Origin of the sequence: Streptomyces sp. col6 (assembly GCF_008042035.1) — a bacterium.
Classification (GTDB): Bacteria; Actinomycetota; Actinomycetes; order Streptomycetales; family Streptomycetaceae; genus Streptomyces.
On the sequence record NZ_RDBL01000029.1, the window covers coordinates 24,513 to 50,894 of the forward strand.

The 26,382-nt window shown below is 69.2% G+C and carries 30 protein-coding genes, 1 tRNA gene, 1 pseudogene and 1 riboswitch; of the genes and pseudogenes, 12 read left to right on the forward strand and 20 right to left on the reverse strand.

Annotation, left to right across the window (positions count from 1 at the left end):
• Nucleotides 1–198: pseudogene (locus tag EAO73_RS29310) on the forward strand (DMT family transporter); the annotation flags it as partial.
• 100 nt (nucleotides 199–298) lie between these two features.
• Here EAO73_RS29310 and EAO73_RS29315 read toward each other — a convergent pair.
• From EAO73_RS29315 to EAO73_RS29325, 3 genes are all read right to left on the reverse strand, one after another.
• Nucleotides 299–619 (reverse strand): DMT family transporter, encoded by a 321-nt coding sequence (locus tag EAO73_RS29315; protein ID WP_147974569.1) that lies wholly within the window; start codon nucleotides 617–619, stop codon nucleotides 299–301.
• 39 nt (nucleotides 620–658) lie between these two features.
• A riboswitch (guanidine-III (ykkC-III) riboswitch) is annotated at nucleotides 659–724 on the reverse strand.
• Nucleotides 725–782: 58 nt separating this feature from the next.
• Nucleotides 783–1,121, reverse strand: coding sequence for a GroES family chaperonin (locus EAO73_RS29320; protein WP_147974570.1), 339 nt, complete (start codon nucleotides 1,119–1,121; stop codon nucleotides 783–785).
• A gap of 88 nt (nucleotides 1,122–1,209) precedes the next feature.
• Nucleotides 1,210–1,530 (reverse strand): DUF3618 domain-containing protein, encoded by a 321-nt coding sequence (locus EAO73_RS29325; RefSeq protein ID WP_147974571.1) that lies wholly within the window; start codon nucleotides 1,528–1,530, stop codon nucleotides 1,210–1,212.
• Between the two features lie 127 nt (nucleotides 1,531–1,657).
• On the opposite strand from EAO73_RS29325, the gene bcp reads away from it, so the two are divergent.
• From bcp to EAO73_RS29350, 5 genes are all read left to right on the forward strand, one after another.
• The gene (gene bcp, locus EAO73_RS29330; RefSeq protein ID WP_147974572.1) at nucleotides 1,658–2,125 is read left to right on the forward strand and encodes a thioredoxin-dependent thiol peroxidase; all 468 of its coding nucleotides are present in this window, start codon (nucleotides 1,658–1,660) and stop codon (nucleotides 2,123–2,125) included.
• A gap of 171 nt (nucleotides 2,126–2,296) precedes the next feature.
• Nucleotides 2,297–3,793 (forward strand): glycine betaine/L-proline transporter ProP, encoded by a 1,497-nt coding sequence (gene proP / locus EAO73_RS29335; protein WP_147974573.1) that lies wholly within the window; start codon nucleotides 2,297–2,299, stop codon nucleotides 3,791–3,793.
• Nucleotides 3,794–3,985: 192 nt separating this feature from the next.
• Nucleotides 3,986–4,567, forward strand: coding sequence for an HNH endonuclease (locus tag EAO73_RS29340; RefSeq protein ID WP_147974574.1), 582 nt, complete (start codon nucleotides 3,986–3,988; stop codon nucleotides 4,565–4,567).
• Nucleotides 4,564–5,394, forward strand: a complete 831-nt coding sequence (locus tag EAO73_RS29345; RefSeq protein ID WP_147974575.1) for an HNH endonuclease signature motif containing protein — start codon at nucleotides 4,564–4,566, stop codon at nucleotides 5,392–5,394. The genes EAO73_RS29340 and EAO73_RS29345 overlap by 4 nt, the downstream gene beginning before the upstream one ends.
• Before the next feature lie 11 nt (nucleotides 5,395–5,405).
• Nucleotides 5,406–5,480, forward strand: a tRNA-Leu gene (locus EAO73_RS29350).
• A gap of 52 nt (nucleotides 5,481–5,532) precedes the next feature.
• Here the strand turns inward: EAO73_RS29350 and rdgB are convergent.
• Complete coding sequence (rdgB, locus tag EAO73_RS29355) at nucleotides 5,533–6,135, reverse strand: RdgB/HAM1 family non-canonical purine NTP pyrophosphatase (RefSeq protein WP_147974576.1); 603 nt, start codon at nucleotides 6,133–6,135, stop codon at nucleotides 5,533–5,535.
• A 25-nt stretch (nucleotides 6,136–6,160) separates the two neighbouring features.
• The gene (locus EAO73_RS29360; protein ID WP_412075502.1) at nucleotides 6,161–6,727 is read right to left on the reverse strand and encodes a TetR/AcrR family transcriptional regulator; all 567 of its coding nucleotides are present in this window, start codon (nucleotides 6,725–6,727) and stop codon (nucleotides 6,161–6,163) included.
• Nucleotides 6,728–6,884: 157 nt separating this feature from the next.
• Between EAO73_RS29360 and EAO73_RS29365 the strand changes: the two genes are divergently transcribed.
• The gene (locus EAO73_RS29365) at nucleotides 6,885–8,471 is read left to right on the forward strand and encodes a carboxylesterase/lipase family protein (RefSeq protein WP_147974577.1); all 1,587 of its coding nucleotides are present in this window, start codon (nucleotides 6,885–6,887) and stop codon (nucleotides 8,469–8,471) included.
• 48 nt (nucleotides 8,472–8,519) lie between these two features.
• On the opposite strand, the gene EAO73_RS29370 is transcribed toward EAO73_RS29365, so the two are convergent.
• The 3 genes from EAO73_RS29370 to EAO73_RS29380 form a co-directional block, all read right to left on the reverse strand.
• Nucleotides 8,520–8,912 (reverse strand): hypothetical protein, encoded by a 393-nt coding sequence (locus EAO73_RS29370; RefSeq protein WP_147974578.1) that lies wholly within the window; start codon nucleotides 8,910–8,912, stop codon nucleotides 8,520–8,522.
• 122 nt (nucleotides 8,913–9,034) lie between these two features.
• Nucleotides 9,035–9,772 (reverse strand): ribonuclease PH, encoded by a 738-nt coding sequence (gene rph, locus EAO73_RS29375; protein ID WP_147974579.1) that lies wholly within the window; start codon nucleotides 9,770–9,772, stop codon nucleotides 9,035–9,037.
• 166 nt (nucleotides 9,773–9,938) lie between these two features.
• Nucleotides 9,939–10,172: a glucose PTS transporter subunit EIIB gene (locus EAO73_RS29380; protein WP_018105617.1), complete on the reverse strand. Its 234-nt coding sequence runs from the start codon at nucleotides 10,170–10,172 to the stop codon at nucleotides 9,939–9,941.
• 224 nt (nucleotides 10,173–10,396) lie between these two features.
• Between EAO73_RS29380 and EAO73_RS29385 the strand changes: the two genes are divergently transcribed.
• Nucleotides 10,397–11,707, forward strand: coding sequence for a PTS transporter subunit EIIC (locus tag EAO73_RS29385; RefSeq protein WP_147974580.1), 1,311 nt, complete (start codon nucleotides 10,397–10,399; stop codon nucleotides 11,705–11,707).
• Between the two features lie 264 nt (nucleotides 11,708–11,971).
• Nucleotides 11,972–13,234 carry a PTS transporter subunit EIIC gene (locus tag EAO73_RS29390; RefSeq protein ID WP_147974581.1) on the forward strand — a complete coding sequence of 421 codons (1,263 nt, stop codon included), beginning with the start codon at nucleotides 11,972–11,974 and terminating at the stop codon, nucleotides 13,232–13,234.
• Between the two features lie 87 nt (nucleotides 13,235–13,321).
• Here the strand turns inward: EAO73_RS29390 and EAO73_RS29395 are convergent, their stop codons facing one another.
• The 8 genes from EAO73_RS29395 to clpS form a co-directional block, all read right to left on the reverse strand.
• Nucleotides 13,322–14,074 carry an MBL fold metallo-hydrolase gene (locus tag EAO73_RS29395; RefSeq protein WP_018517943.1) on the reverse strand — a complete coding sequence of 251 codons (753 nt, stop codon included), beginning with the start codon at nucleotides 14,072–14,074 and terminating at the stop codon, nucleotides 13,322–13,324.
• A 342-nt stretch (nucleotides 14,075–14,416) separates the two neighbouring features.
• Entirely contained in the window at nucleotides 14,417–15,367 is a 951-nt protein-coding gene (locus tag EAO73_RS29410; RefSeq protein ID WP_147974583.1) for a PLP-dependent cysteine synthase family protein, read from the reverse strand.
• Complete coding sequence (locus EAO73_RS29415; RefSeq protein ID WP_018105612.1) at nucleotides 15,367–15,645, reverse strand: MoaD/ThiS family protein; 279 nt, start codon at nucleotides 15,643–15,645, stop codon at nucleotides 15,367–15,369. Before EAO73_RS29415 ends, EAO73_RS29410 begins: the two co-directional genes overlap by 1 nt.
• A gap of 127 nt (nucleotides 15,646–15,772) precedes the next feature.
• Nucleotides 15,773–15,901, reverse strand: a complete 129-nt coding sequence (locus EAO73_RS37175) for a putative leader peptide (RefSeq protein WP_256333043.1) — start codon at nucleotides 15,899–15,901, stop codon at nucleotides 15,773–15,775.
• A 123-nt stretch (nucleotides 15,902–16,024) separates the two neighbouring features.
• Nucleotides 16,025–16,456 (reverse strand): Mov34/MPN/PAD-1 family protein, encoded by a 432-nt coding sequence (locus tag EAO73_RS29425; protein ID WP_147974584.1) that lies wholly within the window; start codon nucleotides 16,454–16,456, stop codon nucleotides 16,025–16,027.
• A gap of 92 nt (nucleotides 16,457–16,548) precedes the next feature.
• Complete coding sequence (locus tag EAO73_RS29430) at nucleotides 16,549–17,997, reverse strand: amino acid permease (RefSeq protein ID WP_147974585.1); 1,449 nt, start codon at nucleotides 17,995–17,997, stop codon at nucleotides 16,549–16,551.
• Between the two features lie 317 nt (nucleotides 17,998–18,314).
• Complete coding sequence (locus EAO73_RS29435; RefSeq protein WP_147974586.1) at nucleotides 18,315–18,899, reverse strand: DUF2017 domain-containing protein; 585 nt, start codon at nucleotides 18,897–18,899, stop codon at nucleotides 18,315–18,317.
• An 83-nt stretch (nucleotides 18,900–18,982) separates the two neighbouring features.
• Nucleotides 18,983–19,288, reverse strand: coding sequence for an ATP-dependent Clp protease adapter ClpS (gene clpS / locus EAO73_RS29440; RefSeq protein WP_147974587.1), 306 nt, complete (start codon nucleotides 19,286–19,288; stop codon nucleotides 18,983–18,985).
• Nucleotides 19,289–19,399: 111 nt separating this feature from the next.
• Here clpS and EAO73_RS29445 point away from each other — a divergent pair, with 111 nt between their 5' ends.
• Both EAO73_RS29445 and EAO73_RS29450 read left to right on the forward strand, forming a co-directional pair.
• Complete coding sequence (locus tag EAO73_RS29445; RefSeq protein WP_147974588.1) at nucleotides 19,400–20,728, forward strand: nicotinate phosphoribosyltransferase; 1,329 nt, start codon at nucleotides 19,400–19,402, stop codon at nucleotides 20,726–20,728.
• A gap of 99 nt (nucleotides 20,729–20,827) precedes the next feature.
• Nucleotides 20,828–21,412 carry an isochorismatase family protein gene (locus tag EAO73_RS29450; protein WP_147974589.1) on the forward strand — a complete coding sequence of 195 codons (585 nt, stop codon included), beginning with the start codon at nucleotides 20,828–20,830 and terminating at the stop codon, nucleotides 21,410–21,412.
• 17 nt (nucleotides 21,413–21,429) lie between these two features.
• On the opposite strand, the gene EAO73_RS29455 is transcribed toward EAO73_RS29450, so the two are convergent.
• Nucleotides 21,430–21,762 carry a hypothetical protein gene (locus EAO73_RS29455; protein ID WP_191134278.1) on the reverse strand — a complete coding sequence of 111 codons (333 nt, stop codon included), beginning with the start codon at nucleotides 21,760–21,762 and terminating at the stop codon, nucleotides 21,430–21,432.
• A gap of 124 nt (nucleotides 21,763–21,886) precedes the next feature.
• Nucleotides 21,887–24,283, reverse strand: coding sequence for an immune inhibitor A domain-containing protein (locus tag EAO73_RS29460; protein WP_191134279.1), 2,397 nt, complete (start codon nucleotides 24,281–24,283; stop codon nucleotides 21,887–21,889).
• Between the two features lie 369 nt (nucleotides 24,284–24,652).
• Between EAO73_RS29460 and EAO73_RS29465 the strand changes: the two genes are divergently transcribed.
• Nucleotides 24,653–24,940, forward strand: coding sequence for a hypothetical protein (locus tag EAO73_RS29465; protein WP_147974592.1), 288 nt, complete (start codon nucleotides 24,653–24,655; stop codon nucleotides 24,938–24,940).
• A 15-nt stretch (nucleotides 24,941–24,955) separates the two neighbouring features.
• Here EAO73_RS29465 and EAO73_RS29470 read toward each other — a convergent pair whose 3' ends face one another.
• Both EAO73_RS29470 and EAO73_RS29475 read right to left on the reverse strand, forming a co-directional pair.
• Nucleotides 24,956–25,621 carry an RDD family protein gene (locus EAO73_RS29470; RefSeq protein ID WP_147974593.1) on the reverse strand — a complete coding sequence of 222 codons (666 nt, stop codon included), beginning with the start codon at nucleotides 25,619–25,621 and terminating at the stop codon, nucleotides 24,956–24,958.
• A gap of 76 nt (nucleotides 25,622–25,697) precedes the next feature.
• Nucleotides 25,698–26,382 (reverse strand): RDD family protein (locus EAO73_RS29475; protein WP_147975369.1); only part of this gene is annotated, 685 nt, incomplete at its 5' end.

Below are 26,382 nucleotides of genomic sequence, written 5' to 3' on the forward strand. Positions count from 1 at the left end.
GGGATGAAGTACACGGAGGGGTTCACCCGGCTGTGGCCGAGTGTGTTCACGGGGCTGGGGATCGTGGCGAGCATGGTGCTGCTGTCGCATGCGGCCCGGACGCTGCCGATCGGTACGGCGTACGGGGTGTGGGTCGGGATCGGCGCGGCGGGTGCCGCGGTCCTGGGCATGGTGGTGCTGCACGAGCCGGCGACGGCGGAGACGGAGGCGGCGACGAGGGCTTCTTCGAAGGCCCCCGCGGCACCAGGGCGCCCAGCACCCGCGCCCCGAGCACCCGCCCCTGAACCCGGACCCGGGCTCAGTGCCCCGAGGTCGCCTTCAGCCCCACGACCGCCACCAGCAGCAGACACACGAAGAAGATCCGGGCCGCCGTCACCGGCTCGTGCAGCACCACCATGCCCAGGACCGCGGCACCCGCCGCGCCGATCCCGACCCACACCCCGTACGCCGTACCGATCGGCAGCGTCCGGGCCGCATGCGACAGCAGCACCATGCTCGCCACGATCCCCAGCCCCGTGAACACACTCGGCCACAGCCGGGTGAACCCCTCCGTGTACTTCATCCCGATCGACCAGGCCACTTCCAGCAGACCGGCGACGACCAGCAGAACCCACGCCACGACAGCACCTCCGACGAGACAGAACACGCGAACAACACGGGTGCGTCGTCTTTGCGGAACCCGGTACGGCGCGTCTCGTCGGGGTGCTTCCCACCGTAGCAAAGGACAGGCAAAGGGCCCGGTGACAACGGTCACCGGGCCCTTCACACACAGATCCGCGGATCTACAGATACAGCCCCGTCGAGTCCTCCGAACCCTCGAACCGGTCCGCGGCCACCGCATTCAAGTCACGCTCGCGCATCAGCACGTACGCCACACCCCGCACCTCGACCTCCGCCCGGTCCTCCGGATCGAACAGCACCCGGTCACCCGGCTCGACCGTCCGTACGTTCTGCCCCACCGCCACCACCACGGCCCACGCCAGCCGACGGCCGACGGCGGCCGTCGCGGGAATCAGAATGCCGCCGCCGGAACGCCGCTCACCCTCGGGCGACTCGGACCGGACCAGCACTCGGTCGTGCAGCATCCGGATGGGCAGCTTGTCGTCGGTGTTCTCGCTCACGCCCCGCAACCTACCGGGCCACGGGGCGCCCACGCGTCAGGGGGTCTCAGCCCCGCCGCGCGGTGCACGGGGCACGCGCCCCGTGCCGTCAGCGCCTGCCGCGCCGCGAGGACGCCACGACCAGGCCGACCACGCCCACCGCGAGCAGCGCCGCCGGGATCACACGCTCCAGCCGGGGGCTGCCCGACGGCGAGACGAACTGGGCCCTCACGTCCGACACGGCCCGGTTCACCGCCACGTACGCGCGTCCGGCCGTCCGGTCCACGGTCCCGGCGACCTTCGCCTTCGCGTCACCGATGATCGTCTTCGGGTGCACCCGCACCCCGATCTCATCGAGTACCACCGCAAGCTGCTCGCGCCTGCTGATGATGTCCGCCTCGATCTGCGCAGGGGTCCTGGCATCCGACACCGCGCCGCCTCCGTGGTCCTCGTCCGGTAAACCTTCATCGACAGTCTGTCAGTTCCGCCGCATCCGCACCCGGCGGCACCCCCATTACGCTCGGTCCCGTAGACCCCACGTACCAACGAGGAGAACCATGAGCGAGCGCCTCCAGCCCGGCGACACCGCCCCCGCCTTCACCCTGCCCGACGCGGACGGCAACGACGTCTCGCTCGCGGACCACAAGGGCCGCAAGGTCATCGTCTACTTCTACCCCGCCGCTCTTACCCCCGGCTGCACCAAGCAGGCCTGCGACTTCACCGACAACCTGGACCTGCTCGCCGAGGCCGGCTACGACGTCATCGGGGTCTCGCCGGACAAGCCGGAGAAGCTCGCGAAGTTCCGCGAGAAGGAGAGCCTCAAGGTCACACTGGTGGGCGATCCCGCCAAGGAGACCCTTGAGGCGTACGGCGCGTTCGGCGAGAAGAAGCTCTACGGCAAAACGGTGACGGGCGTCATCCGGTCCACGGTCGTCGTCGACGAGGACGGCAAGGTCGCCCACGCCTTCTACAACGTCAAGGCCACCGGCCACGTCGCCAAGATCATCAAGGACCTCAAGATCTGAGGCCCGGCACGAGGGACAGAGGGGCACAGACCCGCCCGGAATGAGCCATCCACTCGACCGAATGGCCGAAATCATGTGATGGACATCCCAATCCTCAGCCGAATCGGTTTGCCACCGCCATGTCCGCGCAGAAGCCTTTCCTGAAACAGTTGCCGAGGAAAGGAACCGGCCATGGCGGCCTCCGACCCCCATCAGGTGGCCGACCCCGAAGCGGTCAAACGTCACCCCGCCCTCTTCCGTGCCATCCGGAAGCGCCGGAACCCCAAGCTGCGGCGCACCGACATCACGATCACGGACGACCAGGCGGTCAAGCGCGCGGTCAAGGCCGCCTCGCTCGGCAACGCCATGGAGTGGTTCGACTTCGGTATCTACTCCTACCTCGCCGCCACCCTGGGACATGTGTTCTTCCCGTCCGGGAACGACACCACCCAGCTCCTCTCCTCCTTCGCCACCTTCGCGGTCGCCTTCCTCGTCCGCCCCCTCGGCGGCATGTTCTTCGGCCCGATGGGCGACAAGATCGGCCGCAAGAAGGTCCTCGCCCTCACCATGATCATGATGGCGATCGGCACCTTCGCGATCGGCCTCATCCCCTCCCACGCGACCATCGGCGTCTGGGCCGCGGTCCTGCTGATCTTCTTCCGCATGCTCCAGGGCTTCTCGACCGGCGGTGAGTACGGCGGTGCGTCGACCTTCATCGCCGAGTACGCCCCCGACAAGCGGCGCGGCTTCTTCGGCAGCTTCCTGGAGTTCGGCACGCTGGCGGGTTACGTGGGCGCGGCAGGCCTGGTGACCCTCCTGTACGCGCTCCTCAACGACGCCCAGATGGAGTCCTGGGGCTGGCGCGTCCCGTTCCTCGTCGCCGGCCCGCTCGGCCTCGTCGGCCTCTACCTGCGACTGCGGCTCGACGAGACCCCCGCCTTCCAGAAGCTGGAGGGCGGCACGGCACACGCCACGGAGGCGGCGGACAGCGTCGAGACGACCGCCAAGGGCGACCTCGCCAAGATCTTCCGCGACTACTGGCCGACGCTGATCCTCTGCATCTGCCTCGTCGGCGCGTACAACATCACCGACTACATGCTCCTGTCGTACATGCCGACGTACCTCTCCGACGAGCTCGGCTACAGCGAGACCCACGGTCTGCTGATCCTGCTCGGCGTCATGGTCTTCCTGATGCTGATCATCAGCCAGGTCGGCAAGCTCTCGGACCGCTTCGGCCGCAAGCCGCTCCTGATGACCGGCATGCTCGGCTTCCTGATCCTCTCGCTGCCCGCCTTCCTCCTGATCCGCCAGGGCAGCATCCCCGCGATCATCATCGGCATGGCGATGCTGGGCCTCTCCCTGGTCTGCATGCTCGGCACGATGTCCGCCGCCCTCCCGGCCCTGTTCCCCACGAACGTCCGCTACGGCTCCCTCTCCGTGGGCTACAACCTCTCCGCGTCGATCTTCGGCGGTACGACCCCGCTGGTGATCACGGCCCTGATCAGCGTGTCCGGCACCAACCTGATGCCGGCGTACTACGCGATGGCGGCGGCCCTGGTCGGCGTGATCGCGGTGGCCTGCATGAAGGAAACCGCGAACAAGCCCCTGGCGGGCTCCCCGCCGTCGGTCGAAACGACGGCGGAGGCGGAGGAACTGGTAGCGGCCCAGACCCCGGACCCGAAGTTCTGACCCTCTCCCCCCAACGGCCCGTACGGCTTCCCCTCGAAGCGGTACGGGCCGTTCCGCATCTTGTCGGATATCGGACGTGACGCTCCGATAACCGGTTCGTTACTCCGTACGAGGCCGCGAACGGACGGCCGGATACGGAGGGGAAACGTGGGGGCTCGGTACACACGCGCGCTGCTCGAAGAGGCGGCTCGCATGACGACGAACATCAATGGCGCCGTGCGGTGGTGTGGAGGTAAACCCACGCCGGGAGCGCGGAGCTACCTGCGAAAGAAGGTGGCGGAGTGGGGTGTGGACGTCTCGCACTTCGCCGATACGAGGGTGCGGCACACCGAGGAGGTGCTGCGCGATCTGGTGTCCCGCTCCACGAGCGTGGCAGAGGTAGTGCGCCGTCTCGGCATCAATCCGGTGGGCGGGAATCACTCGCACATCAGCCGCCGCATAGCCGCTCTCCGCATCGACACATCCCACTTCGTGCGCACACCACCACGCCGCCCCGAGGGAGTTCGTGAAAACCCCCTTGCTCTCGGCGACCCGCGCGACGGGAGGACTCCCGGCGAACGACTAAGGCGGGAACTGGTACGCGGAGGAGTGAGCGACACATGCGCCGAATGCGGCAACCCGGGCGAGTGGCAGGGGCAGCCGCTCCGGCTCGAAGTCGATCACATCAGCGGCGACTGGTGGGACAACCGTCCGGAGAATCTCCGCATCCTGTGCCCCAACTGCCACGCTGCGACCGACACTTACCGCGGGCGCAACCGCACGAGGACGGCGTGAGCAGCAAGTACACGCGCAGCGTCCTCGAAAGGGCCGCGGCCTCGGCGACCAGCCTTGTCGATCTGGTACGCGGGCTCGACGCACCACTGGGCAGCCGCACCTGCCGATACGTACGCGACCGGCTCCGGCACTACGCCATCGACACTTCCCACTTCGTGGACGAGCCTCTTCCCGAACGGACACGCACGGCCTACGCGGCCGCGCTCCTCGCCGAAGCGGCCGCCAACTCGTCCAGCATCAGAGAGATGTTCGAGTACATGGGCCTGCCGCCGAGCGACAGTCCGTACGGATACGTACGGGCGAAGCTCGACCGCCTCGGCATCGACACGTCCCACTTCACCAGCGGGCGCAGGCAGGGCGCGCCCTCCGTCCCGCGCGAGCAGCTGGAAACCGCGGTCGCCGAGTCCCGGAGCCTTGCCGCCGTACTGAAGGCGTTGGGACACGTCGACAACGGCGGCGCTCGCATCCGGCTGAAGCGGGACATCGAGAGACACCGACTGTCGACTGACCACTTCGTCGGCCGGGGCCACGCGGCGGGGACGCTCTCCCCGAGCCGCAAAAGGGCTGACGAGATCCTTGTCCTGAGGGACGGTGCATCCCGGACAAGAACGTCCCACTTGAGACGCGCACTCGACGATGTGGGGCTACCGCGCGCGTGCGCGGTGTGCGGAACCGGCGAGTCATGGCGAGGCAGACGCCTCGTGCTGGAGATCGACCACATCAACGGAAACCGCGCCGACGACCGCCAGGACAATCTGCGCTACCTCTGCCCTTCATGCCACAGTCAAACGGCGGCTTTCTCGAAGGGGCGCGCCACCACACAGTAGAGTGGGCGCGCGAGCCCGTACCCCAGCTGGCTAGAGGGCGCTGACTTAGGATCAGTGTGTCGTGGGTTCAAATCCCACCGGGCTCACAGGCAAAAAGTGGCGCTCACCTTCACTTCGAAGGTGAGCGCCACTTCTGTGTCAGCCCACCAGCTCCCGCACCACCGGCACCAGCGCCCGGAACGCCTTGCCCCGGTGGCTGATCGCGTTCTTCTGCTCAGGGGTCAGTTCCGCGCACGTGCGGGTCTCGCCGTCCGGCTGGAGGATCGGGTCGTAGCCGAAGCCGTACGCGCCGGCCGGGGTGTGGCGGAGGGTGCCGGTGAGGCGGCCCTCGACCACGCGTTCCGTGCCGTCCGGGAGGGCGAGCGCGGCGGCGCAGGCGAAGTGGGCGGCGCGGTGCGGGGCGTCGATGTCGGAGAGCTGGGCCAGGAGCAGGTCAAGGTTGGCGCGGTCGTTGCCGTGGGTGCCGGCCCAGCGGGCCGAGAAGATGCCGGGGGCGCCGCCGAGGACGTCCACGCAGAGGCCGGAGTCGTCGGCGATCGCGGGGTGGCCGGTGGCCCGGGCGAGGGCGTGGGCCTTGAGCAGGGCGTTCTCGGCGAAGGTGACGCCGGTCTCCTTGACGTCGGGGACCTCCGGATACGCGTCCGCGCCGACGAGTTCATGGGTGAGGCCCGCGTCGGCGAGGATCGCGTGGAGTTCGGTGATCTTCCCGGCGTTGCGGGTGGCGAGGATGAGACGGGTCATGGGACCAGTATCGCCGGGTCCGGGCTCACGCCTCGCCGGGCAGTCGGGCGGCCAGGGCGCGGATGCCGGCCAGCACCTCGGTGGCGGTGGGCGCCGACTCCGGGTCGGTGATGTGCTGCATCATCAGGCCGCTGAGGAGGGCGAGCTGTACGGAGCCGAGGGTGCGCACGGTCTCCTCGGAGAGTTCGTCCTCGGGTGTCCCCGTGACCTCGTGGGCCATGCCGCTGCGTCCCTGTCGTAGCCCGGCGGCCACCTGTTCGCGCAGTTCCGGGTCGCGCTGGGCGCGCAGGACCGTCTCCAGGTTGGCGAGCCAGAACGTCCGGTTGGCCGAGAAGGCCTCGATGAGGCGGGTCCAGAGCGCACCGAGGTCGCCGTCCTCCGTCGACGGGCCGAGGGCCTGGCCTCCCGAGTCGAGCGCTTCGAAGAGCGCTTGGTTGAGCAGGGCCTCCTTGGAGCCGAAGTGGTAGCCGATGGCCGCCATGCTGACGCCCGCGGCCGAGGCGAGGTCGCGGACGGTGGTGCGTTCGTAGCCCTTCTCGAAGAGGCACTTCCTGGCCGCTTCCAGCAGCTTCTCGCGGTTTCCCATACCCATGCGCCGCATCCTAGGGCCGCCCGGGAGGGTGGGGCGACCGCCTGACGCGACCGCCTTGCACGATCGCTCTATACAAACGTATTGCACAACTGCCCAACTCCCGGCTACGTTGATGCCGTTGCCGCATCCGACGTTCACATCGAGCCCTGGAGTCCTGATGGGTCACCTGAAGTCCCACGCCACCGCCCTCGCCTCGGTCGCCGTCACCGCGACCCTCGCCGCGGCGGCCCTCGCGCCGGCCGCCGACGCCTCGGAGCGCGCTCTTCCCACCCGGGTGGTGACCGCCGAAGGCCCCGTGCAGGGGGCGGCCACCGGCGCGGTGCGCACGTTCCAGGGCATCCCGTACGCGGCCCCGCCGACCGGCGAGCGCCGGTGGGAGAAGCCGCAGCCGGTCCGGCCGTGGTCCGCCACGCTGGATGCCCGCGCTCCGCGGAGTGCGTGTGCGCAGCCGACGGATCAGCCCATCGCGATCGCGGGCGGGGGGAGCGAGGACTGCCTGTACCTGAACGTCACGACGCCGGTCCGGCGGTCCGCGCGGCCCCGCCCGGTGATCGTGTGGATTCACGGCGGGAGCTTCGTGTACGGGGACGGGGCGAGCTACGGCGCGGCGAAGCTGGCGGCCGCGCGACAGGGCGCGGTGGTGGTGACGGTGAATTACCGGCTGGGGGCGTTCGGGTTCCTGTCGGCGCCGGGTTTGAACGCTCCGGCGAATCTGGGGCTGCTGGACCAGCAGGCGGCGTTGCGGTGGGTGGCGCGCAACGCGGATGCGTTCGGAGGGGATCCGGACAACGTGACGCTCATGGGTCAGTCGGGCGGGGGTTACAGCGTGTGCGCCCAGTTGGTGTCACCGGGCGCGCGAGGGCTGTTCCACAAGGCGATCGTGCAGAGTGCGGGGTGCGTGGGGCCGGACGGTTCGTTCACCCGTGCCCAGGCGGAGGAGCAGGGCAAGGCCGTCGCGGAGGCGGCCGGGTGCGACGACCCGGGGGCGGTCGACTCGTTCTTGAGGGGCATGTCCACGGCCGATCTGGTCGCCGCGTCCTCGTCGGGTCACGACGGGTTCCGGCCGGTCGTGGACGGCGAGGTGGTGCCGGAGGCGCCGTCGCGGGCGATCGCGGCCGGGCGGTTCGCCCGGGTGCCGGTGCTGCACGGTTCGACGCGTGACGAGATGAGCGGCCTGGCCGGTATGAGCGAGCTCATGACGGGCCGGCCTCTGACCGCCGAGGGGTATGCGGAGAAGGTGGCGGACCGGTTCGGGGCGGACGCCCCGGCGGTGCTGGCCGAGTATCCGGTGGAGCGGTATCCGGCTCCGGGGGCGGCGCTGTCGGCGGTGCTGACGGATGCGGAGTGGTCGACGGCGGCGCTGGACACGCAGCGGGCGCTGGCGCGGTACACCCCGGTGTACGCGTACGAGTTCGCCGAGGAGTCGGCTCCGTACTTCAGGGGCGTGCCGCGGCCGGTGAGTTTCTCCCTGGGTACGGGCCATATGACCGACCTCGCCTACGTGTTCGAGAACGATCTCTTCGAGCCGCTCGACGCAGCGCAGGCGGAGCTGTCGGACACGGTGGTCGGCTACTGGAGCAGGTTCGCGAGCACCGGGCGGACGGGCGGTCCGGGGCTGCCGGCGTGGCAGCGGTTCACGAATGACGGGGAGTACGTGCAGCGGCTCGCGTCCGGAAACGTGGGCGGGACGGACTTCGCGGCCGGCCACCACTACGCCTTCTGGAAGGGTCTCGCCTCGTCCTGAGGTTCCCGTCGGTGTCCCGGCGACCATGTGTCGCCGGGACTCTTCGCGTTACGGGGTGCAGACCTTGGCGATCTCGCCCGCGGCGTCGGTGACCGGGGTGATGTCGGGTGTGGCGTCGCCCTTGTCGATGGAGTCGCGGACGTTGGTGACGCCGGCGCGGAGGTCGTCGACGGCCTTGGAGAGGTCGGCGTTGTCCGTCTTGTCGCCGAGGTTGCCGAGTTCCTTCTGGATCTCGTCGAGGGCCTCGGACGCCTGGGTGGGGTCGCTGGAGGCGTTGGAGACCGCCTGGCGGAGGTTGTCGACGCTGGTGGCGATGGCGTCGGCGGTGCGGACGCAGTCGAGCGTCTTGTCCAGGGCGCCGCAGCCCGCCGCCGCGCTGACGGTGACGAGTACGGCCGATACGGCCAGTGCGGTGCGGTGGTGCCGGTGGCGCGTGGCCATCGTGGGTCCCTCCCCGGGTGCGGATGCGCGGACGGGCGCACGGTTCGACCCGTACGCCCGTATGCGTATCGACGCCGCTGGGCGGGACTTGGTTGCCTCTTTACCTTCTCGGGTTCGTCTTCTCAGGCGCCGAGGGTGGTGGCCAGTGCCTCGGTCTGGAGCTTGGCGAGGTCGACGCAGCCGGCGGTGGCCAGGTCGAGCAGGGCGTTGAGCTCCGTACGGTCGAAGGGCTCGGCCTCGGCGGTGCCCTGGACCTCGACGAAGCGGCCGTCGCCGGTGCAGACGACGTTCATGTCGGTCTCGGCGCGGACGTCCTCCTCGTAGCAGAGGTCGAGGAGCGGGGTGCCGTCGACGATGCCGACGCTGATGGCGGCGACGGTGCCGGTCAGCGGCTTGCGGCCGTGCTTGATGATCTTCTTTCCCTGGGCCCAGGCGACGGCGTCGGCGAGGGCGACGTAGGCGCCGGTGATGGCGGCGGTGCGGGTGCCGCCGTCGGCCTGGAGGACGTCGCAGTCGAGGACGATGGTGTTCTCGCCGAGGGCCTTGTAGTCGATGACGGCGCGCAGGGAGCGGCCGATGAGGCGGCTGATCTCGTGGGTGCGGCCGCCGATCTTGCCGCGGACGGATTCGCGGTCGCCGCGGGTGTTGGTGGAGCGGGGCAGCATGGAGTACTCGGCGGTGACCCAGCCTTCGCCGCTGCCCTTGCGCCAGCGGGGTACGCCTTCGGTGACGGAGGCGGTGCAGAAGACTTTGGTGTCGCCGAAGGAGACGAGTACGGATCCTTCGGCGTGCTTGCTCCATCCGCGTTCGATGGTGACGGGGCGGAGCTGGTCGGGGGTGCGGCCGTCGATACGAGACATGGCGCCGAGCCTATCGGGTGGCGGGGGCCTCGGTTTCCGGGTGCGCCGCAGGCCCCGTCCGGGGTGGGCGGGGCCGGCCTCGTCGACCCCAGCAAGGTCGACGAAGCCGCGCTCAAGGCCGCCGGCGCCCACGGCGTCGTCAAGATGGGCACCGCGATCCAGGTCGTCACATCATGTCTTCGATGTCGGCGGCGATGGGGTCGGCGTCGGTGCCGATGACGACCTGGATCGCGGTGCCCATCTTGACGACGCCGTGGGCGCCGGCGGCCTTGAGCGCGGCTTCGTCGACCTTGCTGGGGTCGACGACCTCGGTGCGCAGGCGCGTGATGCAGCCTTCGACCTCTTCGATGTTCTCGATTCCGCCGAGCCCGGCGACGATCTTCTCAGCCTTGCTGGCCATGGCCTTCTCCCTGGTTCTTCACGTACATGCGACGGCCCACCCTGGGTCCGTTTCGTCACGGTAACGCACGGTTGGACCAACTTCGCGAGCGAGTGGCCCGGCCATCGCCCATGCTGACGATCACCGGCGGCCTGTCTCGCGAGCGGGCTCCGCACCGTACCTCAACTGGTCTACACCAGTCTGCAACGACCGCCAAATACGCGCCGCGTTCCGGGAGGACGCCGATGAGCTCCAGCAGCGAAGCCATCCCACAGAAGCGGTGGTGGAACGGACTTTTCCAGGGCCTCCAGAAGATGGGGCGCAGCCTCCAGCTGCCGATCGCCGTCCTGCCGGCGGCGGGCATCCTCAACCGGCTGGGCCAGCCGGATGTCTTCGGTGACGACGGCCTGGGCTGGAACAACGTCGCCAAGGTGTTCGCGGCCGCCGGTGGCGCCCTGCTGGACTCGGGGCTCGGGCTCCCGCTGCTGTTCTGCGTCGGTGTGGCGATCGGCATGGCGCGCAAGGCGGACGGTTCGACCGCGCTCGCCGCGGTGACCGGTTTTCTCGTGTACTACGCGGTGCTGCATGCGTTCCCGGTGGACTGCGCCCCCGGCTCGACGTTCACCTCGGGCGGCACCTGGTTCGGTACGTGCGTGACGGATGACGCGGAGGTGACGGCGGCGGAGTACCAGAACCCAGGAGTGTTCGGCGGCATCGTGATGGGGCTGATGTCGGCCTGGTTCTGGCAGCGGTACCACCGCGTCAAGCTGGTGGACTGGCTCGGCTTCTTCAACGGCCGGCGGCTCGTCCCGATCATCATGGCGTTCGTCGGCCTGCTCTTCGCGGCGCTGTGCGCGTGGGTGTGGCAGCCGATCGGTGACGGTCTGACCAGCTTCTCGAAGTGGCTGGTGGACCTGGACTGGCTGGGCTCGGGCATCTTCGGCATCGCCAACCGCGCGCTGCTGGTCATCGGCCTCCACCAGTTCCTGAACACCTTCGTCTGGTTCCAGTTCGGTGACTACACGAAGCCGGACGGCACGGTCGTGCACGGTGACATCAACCGGTTCCTGGCGGGCGACCCGACGGCCGGCCAGTTCACCACGGGCTTCTTCCCGATCATGATGTTCGCCCTGCCGGCGGCGGCCCTGGCCATCTACCACTGCGCCAAACCGCACCGCCGCAAGGCGGTCGGCGGCATGATGGTCTCGGTCGGACTGACGTCGTTCGTGACAGGCATCACGGAGCCGATCGAGTACTCGTTCCTCTTCGTCGCGCCCCTGCTGTACGCGATCCACGCGGTGCTCACCGGTGTGTCGATGGCGGTGACATGGGCGCTGGGGACGAAGGACGGCTTCAGCTTCTCGGCGGGTCTGATCGACTACGTCATCAACTGGAGCCTGGCGACGAAACCCTGGCTGATCATCCCGATCGGGCTGGCGTTCGCCGCTGTGTATTACGTCATCTTCCGGTTCGCGATCACCAAGTTCAACCTCCAGACGCCGGGCCGAGAGCCCGACGAGGTGGAGGAGGAGATCGAGAAGAACCTCACGAAGTAGGCTTTATGCAAGGTCACTGACCTTGTGAGCGCGGCCCCCGGACCATGCGGTCCGGGGGCTTTTCGCATGTCACGGTCCGTATGCGGTGGCTGCTGCGAAGTAGTCGCAAATTGCAGGTTCCTTATCTAACCCTCACCGTGCTACAACTGGTCTACACCACTCAGTGGTCCAGACCACGTGAAGCTTCGCGCGTCACGTTTCTCGAGTCGTCGCCCACCCAAAACCCCCTGTCCCCGGCGGCGCCTTGCTTACTGGAGGAAGTTGATGAGTACGGCCACCGCTACGGCGGCCCCCGCGAAGAAGCGGGGCTCCGGCCTGTTCCAGGGCCTGCAGAAGGTGGGTCGCAGCCTGCAGCTGCCGATCGCGGTGCTGCCGGCGGCGGGCATCCTGCTCCGCCTCGGCCAGGACGACGTGTTCGGCCCCGACGGCCTCGGCTGGGGCAAGGTCGCCACGGTCTTCGCGACCGCCGGTGACGCGGTCTTCGCCAACCTGCCGCTGCTGTTCTGCGTCGGCATCGCGATCGGCTTCGCCAAGAAGGCCGACGGCTCCACCGCGCTCGCCGCCCTGGTCGGCTTCCTGGTCTACAAGAACGTGCTGACCGCGTTCCCGATCTCCGACGCCGTGGTCAACACGACGGCCAACAAGGGTGTCGACGTCGCCGCGACGTACAACGACCCCAAGGTCTTCGGCGGCATCATCATGGGCCTCCTGGCCGCCGTCATATGGCAGCGCTTCCACCGCACCAAGCTGGTGGACTGGCTCGGCTTCTTCAACGGCCGCCGGCTCGTCCCGATCATCATGGCCTTCGTCGGCACCATCATGGGTGTCTTCTTCGGTCTGGTCTGGGAGCCGATCGGTGACCTCATCACCAACTTCGGCGAGTGGATGACCGGCCTGGGCGCTGTCGGCGCCGGCATCTTCGGTGTCGTCAACCGTGCCCTGCTTCCGGTGGGCATGCACCAGTTCGTGAACACGGTGGCCTGGCAGGAGATCGGTTCCTTCAAGGACTCCGCGGGCGGCATGTGGCACGGCGACCTGCCGCGCTTCTTCCACGGTGACCCCACCGCGGGTCAGTTCATGTCCGGCTTCTTCCCGATCATGATGTTCGCGCTGCCCGCCGCCGCTCTGGCGATCACGCACTGCGCCCGCCCCGAGCGCCGCAAGGCCGTCGGCGGCATGATGATGTCGCTCGCGCTGACCTCCTTCGTCACCGGCATCACGGAGCCGATCGAGTTCGCGTTCATGTTCATCGCGCCGCTGCTGTACGTGATCCACGCCGTGCTGACCGCCGTCTCGATGGCCGTGACCTGGGGTCTCGGTGTCCACCACGGCTTCAGCTTCTCCGCCGGTGCGATCGACTACTTCCTGAACTGGAACCTGGCGACCAAGCCCTGGATGATCATTCCGATCGGTCTGGTCTTCGCGGTGATCTACTACGTGGTCTTCCGCTTCGCCATCACCAAGTTCAACCTCACCACCCCGGGCCGTGAGCCCGAGGAGGAGGTCGAGGACCTGACCAAGGCGTAAGCCCGGGTCGGCTCCCCCCGAAAGCCCGAAGCCCTCACCTTCCCGGCGGAAGGTGAGGGCTTCGTCGTACGCCTAGGAGCGCACCGCTCAGATCTCGTACACCGCGCCCGGCGCCGCGAGTTCCGTCGGGCCGGTGAAGACCTCGCGGGCGTCGGTGAGGTTCTGCTCGGCGTCGGTCCACGGCGGGATGTGCGTGAGCACGAGGCGTCCGACGCCCGCCCGAGCGGCCAGCTCGCCGGCCTCGCGGCCGTTGAGGTGGAGGTCGGGGATGTCCTCCTTGCCGTGCACGAACGAGGCCTCGCAGAGGAAGAGGTCCGTGCCCTCGGCCAGCTCGTCCAGGGCCTCGCAGGTGCCGGTGTCCCCGGAGTACGTGAGCGAGGAGCCGCCGTGCTCGATGCGGATGCCGAAGGTGTCGACGGGGTGGCAGAGCTTCTCCGTACGCACCGAGAAGGGGCCGATCTCGAACCAGCCCGGCTTCAGGGTGTGGAAGTCGAAGACCTCGCTCATCGCGTGGTCGGACGGGGTGTCGGCGTGTGCGGTGGTGAGCCGCTGCTCCGTGCCGTCGGGGCCGTAGACCGGGATGCGGGCGGGGCGCTCGCCGCCGTGCGGGTAGTACCGGACGACGAAGTACGCGCACATGTCGATGCAGTGGTCGGCGTGCAGGTGGCTGAGGAAGATGGCGTCGAGGTCGTAGAGACCTACATGGCGCTGCAGCTCGCCGAGGGCGCCGTTGCCCATGTCGAGGAGCAGCCGGAAGCCGTCGGCCTCTACGAGGTAGCTCGAGCATGCCGATCCCGCGGAGGGGAAGGAGCCGGAGCAGCCGACGACGGTGAGCTTCATGGAGCGTGAACCTCCGAGACGTGGGAACGGGGAGGGTTCGTGCGGTTCTCGCGGTGCGGTTTGTTGAGCGTAAGGCGCGAAAGAGCGGGTCGCTCCTTCGGGGCGGGTCGTTGTGGGGGAACTCACCTGCGCTGTCACCGGTTCGGGTGGCGTTCCCCTGCCCGCCTCTTCCCGAAAACGGGGCGCTGCCCCGGACCCCGCGCCTCAAACGCCGACGGGGCTGGATAGTGCGGCGCGAATGACAAAGCCCCCGTTGCCGCGGGTGTGCGGCAACGGGGGCAAGATCAAGCCCCTGCGGCGATTGAGCAGCGGGGGTACGGGGGGCGGCGCCCCCGGGAACGGCTAGGCCCAGAGCTGCCCCTGGAGCGTGGCGATCGCCGCCTCCGTGGTCGGCGCCGTGTACACGCCCGTCGACAGGTACTTCCAGCCCCCGTCGGCCACGACGAAGACGATGTCCGCGGACTCCCCCGCCTTCACGGCCTTGTTGCCGACCCCGATCGCGGCGTGCAGCGCCGCCCCGGTGGAGACGCCCGCGAAGATGCCCTCCTGCTGGAGGAGTTCGCGGGTGCGGGTGACGGCGTCGGCGGAGCCGACCGAGTAGCGCGTGGTGAGGACCGAGGCGTCGTACAGCTCGGGTACGAAGCCCTCGTCGAGGTTGCGGAGGCCGTAGACAAGGTCGTCGTAGCGCGGCTCGGCGGCGACGATCTTGATGCCCTCGACGTTTTCGCGCAGGTAGCGGCCGACGCCCATCAGGGTGCCGGTCGTGCCGAGGCCGGCCACGAAGTGGGTGACCGACGGGAGGTCGGCCAGGATCTCGGGGCCGGTCGTGGCGTAGTGGGCGCCCGCGTTGTCGGGGTTGCCGTACTGGTAGAGCATCACCCAGTCCGGGTGCTCGGCCGAGAGCTCCTTGGCGACGCGGACCGCGGTGTTGGAGCCGCCGGCCGCCGGGGAGGAGATGATCTCGGCGCCCCACATGGCGAGCAGGTCGCGCCGCTCCTGGGAGGTGTTCTCCGGCATCACGCACACGATGCGGTAGCCCTTGAGCTTGGCCGCCATCGCGAGCGAGATGCCGGTGTTGCCGCTGGTGGGCTCCAGGATCGTGCAGCCGGGGGTGAGGCGGCCGTCCTTCTCCGCCTGTTCGACCATGTGGAGCGCGGGGCGGTCCTTGATCGAGCCGGTGGGGTTGCGGTCCTCCAGCTTGGCCCAGATGCGGACGTCGTCCGAGGGTGACAGCCGCGGCAGGCGGACGAGCGGGGTGTTGCCCACCGCGGCGAGCGGGCTGTCGAAGCGCATCAGTTCATGCCGCCGGCGACGGCCGGGAGGATGGTGATGCTGTCGCCGTCGCTGAGCTTGGTGGAGATGCCGTCCAGGAAGCGGACGTCCTCGTCGTTCAGGTAGACGTTGACGAAGCGGCGCAGCTGGTCGCCGTCGACGATCCGCTCCCGGATGCCGGTGTGGCGGCTCTCCAGGTCCGTGAAGAGGTCGGCGAGGGTGTCCCCCTGGCCCTCGACGGCCTTGGCGCCGTCGGTGTAGGTGCGGAGGATGGTCGGGATGCGGACCTCGATGGCCATGGCGTGGGCTCCTGTCGAAGCGGAGTGGTGGCGGTGGGCGTGGGGCGTGCGGCTCTGCCCCCGCGCGGGGGTCAGTACGTGGTGCGGTGGCGCCCGGCCGGTCGGCGGCGCCGGGACGTGGCCCGGCTCAGGCCTCGCGGCCGGCGGCGGGCCGGTGGTTCGTACAGATTGCGCTGGAGAGGCGGCACAGGTCGACGTGCAGGCGCGCCACGAGCAGCGAGCCCGGCGTCTTGTCACTCACGTCATGGGGAACCATGCGGTCATCGTATCGATTCCCGGCCGGGGATTCGGAGTGTGATCTCACCTGGTGGATGCTCGGCGTTCGCTGGGTGGACAGGGCCGGGTGCGGCGGCCCTGTCCCGGCCCTGGCGGGCGGCGGTCAGCCGGCCGGGTACGCCGCGACGACCGCCACCTCCTCCTCGGTGATCTCGCCGTCCACGATCCGGTACGAGCGGAACTGGAAGGGGCCGGCGTCGTCGGTGTCCGCGGTGGAGACGAGGACGTAGTGGGCGCCGGGCTCGTTGGCGTACGTGACGTCGGTGCGCGAGGGGTAGGCCTCGGTCGCCGTGTGGGAGTGGTAGACGATCACGGGCTCCTCGTCTCGGTCGTCCATCTCGCGGTAGAGCTTGAGGAGGTCCGACGAGTCGAACTCGTAGAACGTGGGCGAGCGCGCGGCGTTGAGCATGGGGATGAAGCGCTCGGGGCGGCCGCTGCCGGCGGGTCCTGCGACGACGCCGCACGCCTCGTCGGGGTGGTCGGCGCGGGCGTGCGCGACGATCTGGTCGTACAGCGTCTGGGTGATGGTCAGCATGGCGCCCAGGATAGGACGACGGGCCCCCGCGTACCGAGGAGTGGTACGCGGGGGCCCGTATCGTGAAACGCTGCTGGTGGGAGGCGTACGTCTCAGCGCTTGACGCGTTCCGCGAAGGCCTTGCCCTCGGGGTTCCTGGACTTCAGGACCAGGTAGGAGACGCCGAGGAGCAGGGCCCACAGCGGGGCGCAGTACAGCGAGATCCTGGTGTCCTTGTCGATGCCCATCATCACGATCACCACGGCGATGAAGGCGAGTGCGAAGCCGCTGGTGTACGGGGCTCCGGGGGCGCGGAAGGAGGACTGCGGGAGGAGTCCGCGGTCGGCCAGGCGGCGGTAGCGGATCTGGCTGATGAGGATCATGATCCAGGCCCACATGCCGGAGATGGTGGCGAAGGAGACGACGTAGGTGAAGGCGTCGCCGGGCCACTGGTAGTTGATCCACACGCCGACGAGCATGAGCGCCGCGGAGAACGTGGTGCCGATGAGCGGGGTGCCGGTCCGGGTGAGCCGGGTGAAGAACTTAGGGCCCTGGCCGTTGAGCGCGAGGTCGCGCAGCATGCGGCCGGTGGAGTACATGCCGGAGTTGCAGGAGGAGAGCGCGGCGGTCAGGACGACGAAGTTGACGATGCCGGCGCCGACGCCGAGGCCCATCTTCTTGAAGGCTTCGACGAACGGGGAGACGCCGGGCGAGAACTCGGTCCAGGGCACCACCGAGAGGATCATGATCAGCGCGCCGACGTAGAAGACGGCGATGCGCCAGGGCACGGTGTTGATGGCCTTGGGCAGGACGGTCTTGGGGTCCTTGGACTCACCGGCGGTGACGCCGACGAGTTCGACGGCGAGGAAGGCGAACATCACGATCTGCAGGGTCATCAGGGTGCCCTTGATGCCGTGCGGGAAGAAGCCGCCGTCGGACCACAGGTGGGTGACGCTCGCGGTGTCCCCGGCGTCGGAGAAGCCGAGGGTGAGGATTCCGGCGCAGATGAGGATCATGCCGACGATGGCGGTGACCTTGACCATCGAGAACCAGAACTCCAGCTCTCCGAAGAGTTTCACGGAGATGAGGTTCACGCCGTAGAGAATGACCGTGAAGATCAGGGCCGAGACCCATTGCGGAATGGAGAACCAGAAGGTCATGTACTGGGCGGCTGCGGTGACTTCGGTGATTCCGGTGACGACCCAGAACAGCCAGTACGTCCAGCCGGTGACGAAGCCCGCGAAGGGGCCGATGAATTCGCGCGCGTACTCCGAGAAGGAGCCCGAGACCGGGCGGTACATGAGGAGTTCGCCCAGGGCGCGCATGATGAAGAAGATGACCAGGCCCGCGACGGCGTAGGCCAGGATGAGGCTGGGGCCGGCCTTGGCGATGGCCTTGCCGGCGCCGAGGAAGAGCCCGGTGCCGATGGCTCCGCCGATCGCGATCATCTGGATCTGGCGGGCGCCGAGTGCTCGCTGGTACCCCTCGGTGGAGGTGGTGGCATCCGCGGCTGCGGCGTGCGGGCCGTTCTGCCCTTTGTCGTCGATCTGCGCCGATGTCATGTGGTTGCGCCTTTCTCCACGCCGATCCGCGCCTTTCGGCCGCGGATCAGGTCCTGATCCCCCCGGATACGGATGGAGTGCCGCCGGTGGTTACCGGCTGATAGCGCCTACCCGGGAACATGGGTGGCGTTCCCGGGTGGTCGTGAAGATTTATCACGGGCACAACGGTGGTTCGGCGGACGTTTTGTGGCGCACACCACAAGTAAAAGCGGACAAGGCGGAACGGGCGCTGCAAAAAAGACCGTTCAGGTGACGCGATCGTTATTCGGATTTGAGTGTCCGTTGAGCGAACGCCGTGACGGTGCGTGCCCTTCGCGTCACTTCATCAGCGTCTCGACCAGGGTTTCCTGGAGGGCGCCGAGCCAGAGGTAGGCCATGACCATGGGCTTGCGGGGGTCGCTGTCGGGGAGCCGGTAGAGCGAGCCCTCCTCGCCGTCGTCCTCATCGGAGACCTCCAGGCGGGTGCCGATGGTGAGCCGGAGGTCGTTGAGCGAGCCGAGCCAGCTGCGGCACTCGTCGGCGGTGAGGGTGAGCACGGCGGCGTCATCACCTGCGGGTGTCAGCGCGTCCAGCGTGCGTACGACGACGAGGGCGTCCTCGCGCTTGCGGGTGCGCAGGTCGTTCTCGGTGAACCGGCGGAACTCGGAGGAGGCGGCGCGCAGTTCGTCGTCCTCGTCGCCGTACGCCTCGGGGAAGAGGCGGGCCAGGGCCGGATCGGTGGGCGGCTCGCTGGGACCCTCGGCGAACAGGGCGGCGAGCGGGTCCTCGCCCTCGGCGGGCTCGTCGCCGGGGCCGATGAGCTCCAGGAGCTGGACGGCGAGGGAGCGCAGGATCGCGATCTCCACCTCGTCGAGCGCGACGGCCGCGCCGCCGCCGGGGGTGGCCTCGAAGTGGCCGGCCATGGGTTCTCTCCGATGATGGTCGGGCGGGCGGTGCGAAAGGGGCGTACGAAAAGGGCCCCGCGAGGGCCGTGCGGGTGCCGGGGCTAGTTGCGGTCCTGGGTGAGGGTGGCCCACAGCCCGTAGCCGTGCATGGCCTGGACGTCGCGTTCCATCTCCTCGCGGCTGCCGCTGGAGACGACGGCCCGGCCCTTCTGGTGGACGTCGAGCATCAGCTTGTGTGCCTTGTCCTTGGGGTAGCCGAAGTAGGCCTGGAAGACATAGGTCACATAGCTCATGAGGTTGACCGGGTCGTTGTGGACCAGCGTCACCCAGGGGACGTCGGGCTCGGGGACGACGAGGTGGTCCTCGGCCGATTCGGGACGTTCGATCTCTGTAGGGGCGACGCTCACCTACCCCATGCTGCCACTCGTAGTGGCCCATCGCACAAACGGCCCCCGCGCCGCGCCGCCCCGTAGACCCCCATCTCGTCACTTTGACGAAATAGGGGTAGCATCCCCGGCATGAACTCTGCGGACCTTGGACGACGGGTCGGTGTGCCGTCGACAGCGCTCTTCACCGACCAGTACGAGCTCACGATGGTGCAGGCCGCGCTGAAGGCCGGCACGGCCGGCCGGCGCTCGGTCTTCGAGGCGTTCACCCGCCGGCTGCCGGAGGGGCGCCGCTACGGCGTCGTCGCGGGCACCGGGCGGGTCCTGGACGCGGTGGAGAACTTCCACTTCGACGAGGAGATGCTCGGCTTCCTGCGTGATCAGTCCATCGTCGACGGGCCGACCCTGGACTACCTGGCGGACTACCGGTTCGGCGGGGACATCTGGGGCTACCCGGAGGGCGAGGTCTACTTCCCGGGCTCGCCGGTCCTGCGGGTCGAGGGGTCCTTCGCGGAGTGCGTGCTGCTGGAGACGGTGATCCTGTCGATCCTCAACCACGACTCCGCGATCGCGGCCGCGGCCTCCCGGATGTCGGCGGCGGCGGGCGGGCGCGGGCTGATCGAGATGGGCGCGCGGCGCACCCACGAGCTGTCGGCGGTGGCCTCGGCGCGGGCCGCGTACATCGGCGGTTTCGACACCACCTCCGACCTGGCGGCCGGGTTCCGCTACAACATCCCGACGGTCGGGACGAGCGCCCACGCCTTCACGCTGCTGCACGACTCGGAGCGCGACGCGTTCCGGGCCCAGGTGGACTCGCTGGGGCGCGGTACGACGCTGCTGGTGGACACGTACGACGTGACGGCGGCGGTCCGTACGGCGGTCGAGATCGCCGGGCCGGAGCTGGGCGCGGTACGGATCGACTCCGGGGACCTGCTGCTGGTCGCGCACCGGGTGCGCCAGCAGCTGGACGAGCTGGGGGCCACGGAGACGAAGATCGTGGTGACCTCGGACCTGGACGAGTACGCCATCGCCTCGCTGGCGGCCGCGCCGGTGGACGCGTACGGGGTGGGCACGCAGCTGGTGACCGGCAGTGGGCACCCGACGTGCTCGATGGTCTACAAGCTCGTCGCCCGCGCGGAGTCGGCGGACCCGGCGGACGAGCTGCGTCCGGTGGCGAAGAAGTCGATGGGCGCGAAGACGTCGAAGGGCGGCCGCAAGTGGGCCGCGCGACGCCTGGACGAGGAGGGCGTGGCCGAGGCCGAGGTGATCGGCACGGGTCCGGTGCCGGACGAGCTGGCCGGGCGGCAGCTGCTGGTGGAGCTGGTCCGGGGCGGCGAGGTGGTCGCCCGGGAGCCGCTGGACGCGGCGCGGGAGCGGCATGTGGCGGCGCGGGCGGGGCTGCCCCTGTCGGCGATGCAGTTGTCGCGGGGCGAGGCGGTCATTCCCACCGAGTACGTGTGACGGGGGACCCGCGGCCCGGACGGGCTTGATTGCCCCCACGGAATCTCTAGGCTCGGAGCCATCCCCGTACCGCTCCCCCACTCCCCGAAGGAACCCCGCATGCACCGCGCCTTGATCGTCGTGGACGTTCAGAACGACTTCTGTGAGGGCGGGAGCCTCGCCGTGGCGGGGGGTGCCGATGTCGCCGCCGCCATCACGGACCTGATCGGCGAGAGCCGGCCCGGTTACCGGTATGTGGTGGCCACCCGGGACCACCACATCGACCCGGGCGACCACTTCTCGCCGTCGCCCGACTTCGAGCACTCCTGGCCGCCGCACTGCGTGGCCGGTACGGAGGGCGTGGGCTTCCACCCCAATTTCGCTCCGGCGGTCGCCTCGGGGGCGATCGACACGGTCTTCGACAAGGGTGCGTACGCGGCGGCGTACAGCGGTTTCGAGGGGCTCGACGAGAACGGCACCGGGCTCGCCGAGTGGCTGCGCGAGCACGACGTGACCGAGGTGGACGTGGTCGGCATCGCGACCGACCACTGTGTGCGGGCCACCGCGCTGGACGCCGCCCGCGAGGGCTTCGCCACGCATGTGCTGCTCGACCTGACGGCGGGCGTCGCCGAGGCGACGACGGACCGGGCGCTGGCCGAGCTGCGCGACGCGGGCGTGGTGCTGACGGGCAAGCCGGTCGTCTGAGCGGTCGCCGGGCCCCGTCAGCCCTGTCCGGCGGCCACCGTGGGCCTCAGCAGGGCGCGGATGGGGTGCCAGAGCTCCTGCGCGCACCCGGGTCTCGCGCGCCACAGGACGCCGTCGGGGTGGTGCAGGACGGCGGTGATCTCGTCCGGTGTGGGCGGCTCGGCGTTGCCGCGCAGGTAGACGGCGCGCAGGCCCAGGTTGCGCAGCCGGGTCAGGGCGCGGGCCCGGTTGGCCGCGTGTACCAGGACCCGGACCGGGGTGCCCGGTCCCGGGCCCTCCGCCGGGCTCGGCAGGGTGATCGCGACGACCACACTGCCGTTCGGCAACTTGCTGAATCCTCCGCCTGCCATGCGTACGAGCTCCCCCGTGAGACATCGTGTCAATAAGAAAGTGAACAGAGGCACCTAAACACGATCGGCCGCCGCCCGCTAGGGGGCGACGGCCGATCATGCTGTGACCTGCGGTGATGCGGTACTACTTGTGCGAGGCACCGACCTGGACGGTCATCGTGTCGCCGCTGAGCGGCTCGCTGACGATCGTGATCTTGGTGTTGGTGTCAGGAACCTTGACGCTTCCGGTCGGGTTCTCCTTGTACCAGTAGGTGCCCTTGTGGTCGTCGAAGGACGGCACGCCGAGCTGCGGCTTGATCTTCGTCGCCACGTCACCGTTGTGCAGCGTGAAGCCGTCCGTCGGGTACCAGCTGAACGGGGCGTCGAAGGGCTGGATCTTGTTCCGGAGGATCGTGCCGTCCGCCCACTTCAGCGGCTTGGCGTGCGCGTCGACCGGCAGGATCAGGCCCTGGCCCGGGTGGGCCGAGACGTTGTTGTCCTTCTGGGACTTGTCCCAGAGCCAGATGAGCAGACCGTTCTGGTACGGGTAGTGCTCGACCCAGTCCGGACGCGTGTTGGAGAAGCCGAAGTTGTACGGGCCGACCTTGAGGGTCTCGTCGTAGCTGACGTACTGACGGTTCTCCGCGATGTAGTACTGCGGGTAGTCCTTCTCGAACGACTTGCCGACCTGCGAGAAGCCCTTGCTGGTCCAGCCGTTGTCGTCGCCCTCGGCGTTGTCCGTGAAGAGCGCGGCGCCGTCGGCGGTGACCGAGATGGTGTCGGCGGCGAAGCCCACACCGCCCGCGCCGCCGTCGGTGGCGTAGCGGAAGCGGATGTCGATCTTCTGGCCCGCGTAGGCGTCCAGCGGGTACGACAGCTTCTTGTACGCGCCGGAGACGTCGGTCAGCGCCGGCTTGTCACTGGCGTCGCGCGGGATCGGCTGACCGTCGACGGTGCCGTCGATCGCGGTCCAGCTGGTGCCGCCGTTGGTGGACACCTCGGTGTAGAGGTAGTCGTAGTCCTTCTCGATGTCCCACCAGCCCTGGAGGTCCAGGGAGGCCTTGGACTTGCCGGTCAGGTCGACCGGGCGCGACAGCGTGTTGCTGAGGTTGTCACCCATGTCGCTCCACCACTGCTTGGCGCCCTCGGCGGGCGTCGTGACGGCGGTGGTGACGGGCTTGGGGGGCAGCGTGACGAGGAGCGCCTGCTTGTCCTTGGTGTTGTACTCGGACACGCCCAGCTTGGTGGTGGACTTCGTCCCGGCCTTGGCCTCGGCGTAGTTCAGCCAGCCCAGCTGGAGCTTGTCCCAGGCGGTCATGTCGCCCGGCATGTCACCGATGCTGTTCTTGCCGGTGCCGAGCCAGGAACCCGCCGACATCAGGGACCAGAAACCGACCGAGTTCTCGGCGGTGTTGGTGGTGTCGTACAGGTCCGGGAGACCGAGGTCGTGGCCGTATTCGTGGGCGAAGACGCCCAGGCCGCCGTTCTCGGGCTGCGCGGTGTAGTCGCCGACCCAGATGCCGGTGTCACCGATCTCGGTGCCGCCGGCCTTGTTCTCGGCCGGGCCGGTGGCGCCGGCGTTGGTGCCGTACGCGTACCAGCGGTGCGCCCAGATGGCGTTGGTGCCCTCGACGCCGCCGCCGGCGGACTCGTCCTCACCCGCGTGCACGATCTGGAAGTGATCGATGTACCCGTCGGGCTCGTTGAAGTTGCCGTCACCGTCGAAGTCGTAACGGTCCCACTGGTCGTACTGCGCCAGGTCCGCCTTGATCTGCTCGGGCGTCCGGCCCTTGGCCTTCTGGTCGGCGGCCCAGGCGTTGACGCCGTCCTTGATCATGTCCCAGGCGTTGGCGCAGTTGGTCGAACCGCAGTAGTTCGAGCCGTAGCGGGCCTCGTTGTAGGGGACCTTGACCCAGTCGGAGACCTCTCCGTCGACCGAGTAGCGGCCGGACGAGGTCTTCTCGTAGTACGTCTTCAGCGAGTGCTTGCCCGCGCCCGTGCCGAAGTACAGCTCCTGGAAGTGGGCCTGGTTGTAGTCGGCCTGCCAGGCGGTGCTGTTGTCCTTCTTCGGGTCCGGCTTGGCTATCTTGTTGTGCAGCGGACCGGGCGTGCCGCCGTACTTCTTGACGGCCGGCTTGGGGCCCGCGCCGTCCGGGTCGTACATGGTCGTGTTGTCGACCTGGTCGCCGAACTCCACCAGCACGGTGAAGATCTTGTCGGTCTTCTCGCGGCCGAGCTCGACGTACTTGTTGCTGTCGAGCTTGACGACCTTTGAGCCCCCGCGCGACGTGACCTTCTTGTCGCCGGATATGACCTGTTCCAGAGCAGCCTCGCGCTGAGCGGCCTGCTGCTTGCTGAACGGACCCTCCAGGTCGTGGTCGTTGCCCTTCGCCGACCCCGGGTCCCGGCGGTCGATCGAGGCAGCGGCGCCTGACGCCTGGTCATCTGCCTGAGCGGTGGCGAAGGCGGATGCGGTGGCGGCGGTCGCGGCCATGGCCACGACAACCGCTCCGGTCCGAAGCGCCCGTCTCTTAATGATCACGTGATGCAGTCCTCCCCGGCGTCCGCGGCGTCGGCCCGGGAGTGTGGAGAGGCCGCGCGCGGAAACGCGTCACAAGTGACGACATTCGACCGGAGTTACGGGAGAAAAGACAGACCTTGACTTGAACAGAGCAAGTGCACTATGCAGGAGCACCGTTCCGGTATCCGGACGAAGTATCCGCCCTCCACCGGCGCGTCAGACCCTGCCGAGGGCGCGTGAGATGACTCCGTGCGCCCCCCATGCACCGGTACTGTGGGTTAGGTTACGCTTACTTCCCGTTCCTCCCGGGCATCCACCGTCGTAGAGTCGCTTGACAGCGCGACCGTGTTGAGAGACCGCCCATCCGACGTCCCGAGGACGGAAAAAGCCATGCCGCGTCCCACTGCCGCACAGCTCTTCTACGGTTCGGTCACCGTCGTCTGCTCGACACTGGCCATGTTGCTGCTGTTCCGCACCGGTTCGGGCATCGGCATCGCCGCCGTCTGCACGGCCGCGCTCGCCCTCGGACTCGCGGTGTCCGTCACCGTACCCGCGAAGCCGCGCCGGCATACGGCGAGGGCGGCGAGGCCCGGCACCCCGGTGTCCGCACACCGTGGCACCGTACCCGCCGCCCGGGAGGAGAGCCGCTCCCCCGTCTCCGCGCAGAGTTCGCGCTAGCGGGGGCGTCGAGGCTCAGTTGACGGTCACCACCACCGTCTTGGCCGCCTTGTCCTGGAGGCCCTGGCGGTAGGGCTTGTCCGTGAACATCAGCACGATGTTGATCAGCCACCACAGGCACGGGCAGCACAACAGCGCCGGCAGCCACAGCACCACGGCCCGCATGAAGGCCGCCCCGGTGTCCGGCACCCGGCCGTCGTTGAGCATCGCGACCCGCATCTTGAACAGGCGCTTGCCGAGCGTGCGGCCGTCCTTGTGCGTGAAGTACGTGTCGTACGCGACGTAGACGACGAGGCCGATCAGCGACCAGAGCAGCTGATGCCCGCTGTAGGTCTGGGCGAAGACGTCGCTGACGTCGTCGTTGCCGTTGCTGTCCGACACCTCGACCGCGCCGCCCCACGGCAGCGAGATCAGATACAGCGGGATCGAGATGATCAGGAAGTCGATCAGCCGGGCCAGGATGCGCTTGCCCGGTTCGGCGAGCGGCGGCATCCCCGCCAGCGGGTCCGCCCCGCCGTACGGCCCGCCGCCCCCGTAGGGCCCGGGGTCGTACGGCGGCGGGGGCGGCGGCGCGCTGTCGTAGGGCGAGCCGGACGACGGCGGCGGCTGGTCCCCGGGCGGGCGCTTTCGGAACGGGTCGTCCTCGGGCGGCTGACCGGGCGGCGGCTGATCGTTGCTCATGGGGGCAGTGCATCCCGCGCCCCGGACCACCGCAACGGCTCAGGTGCGTTCGGGGGACAGCGTTCGGCGGAAGGTGTCAGCCCGCGACGAAGGTGTGGGCCGCCTTGTCGTGCCAGCACTGGCGCCACGGCCGGTCGGCCAGGCACCACAGCACGCCGGCCACCCCGACGACGAGGAGGCCCGGCACCCCGTACACCAGCCACCGGCGCAGCGCGGCCCCGAAGCCGGGTGTCTCGTGGGACTCGATGTCCCGTACGTCGATCCCGCACAGCTTCTTGCCGAGCGTACGGCCCCACTTCGCGGTGGGCACCGCGTCGAGGAGCACGCCCAGCACCAGGAACACCCCGAGCACCGCACCGCCCAGCGCGGCCGTGGTGGAGTCCAGCAGCCATACGGTGACCGTCTCGCCGGACAGCCTGGCCGCGTCGATCTTGCCGTCGATGTGCTCGGCGGCCCGCGCGGCGAGCGGTACGGCGGCCGCCGAGGTGAGCGCGCCCAGCACCACCGTGTCGATGAGCCGGGCGGCGAACCGCTTGCCGAGCGGGGCGGGGCGGCCGGAGGTCCGGGCCGCCGCGAGCCGCTGGAAGTGGTCGTCGACGGGGGGCTTCCAGGGGACGGGGCGCGCCTGCGGCGCGGGTTGCGGCTGCGGCTGCGGCGCGGGGGCCTGGTGCGGTACGGGGCGCGGCTGCGGCTGCGGCGTGGGGGCCGGTTGGCTCACGGGGCCCTGCTGCCCCCAGGGGGCGCCTGGGGTGGGCGGGGCG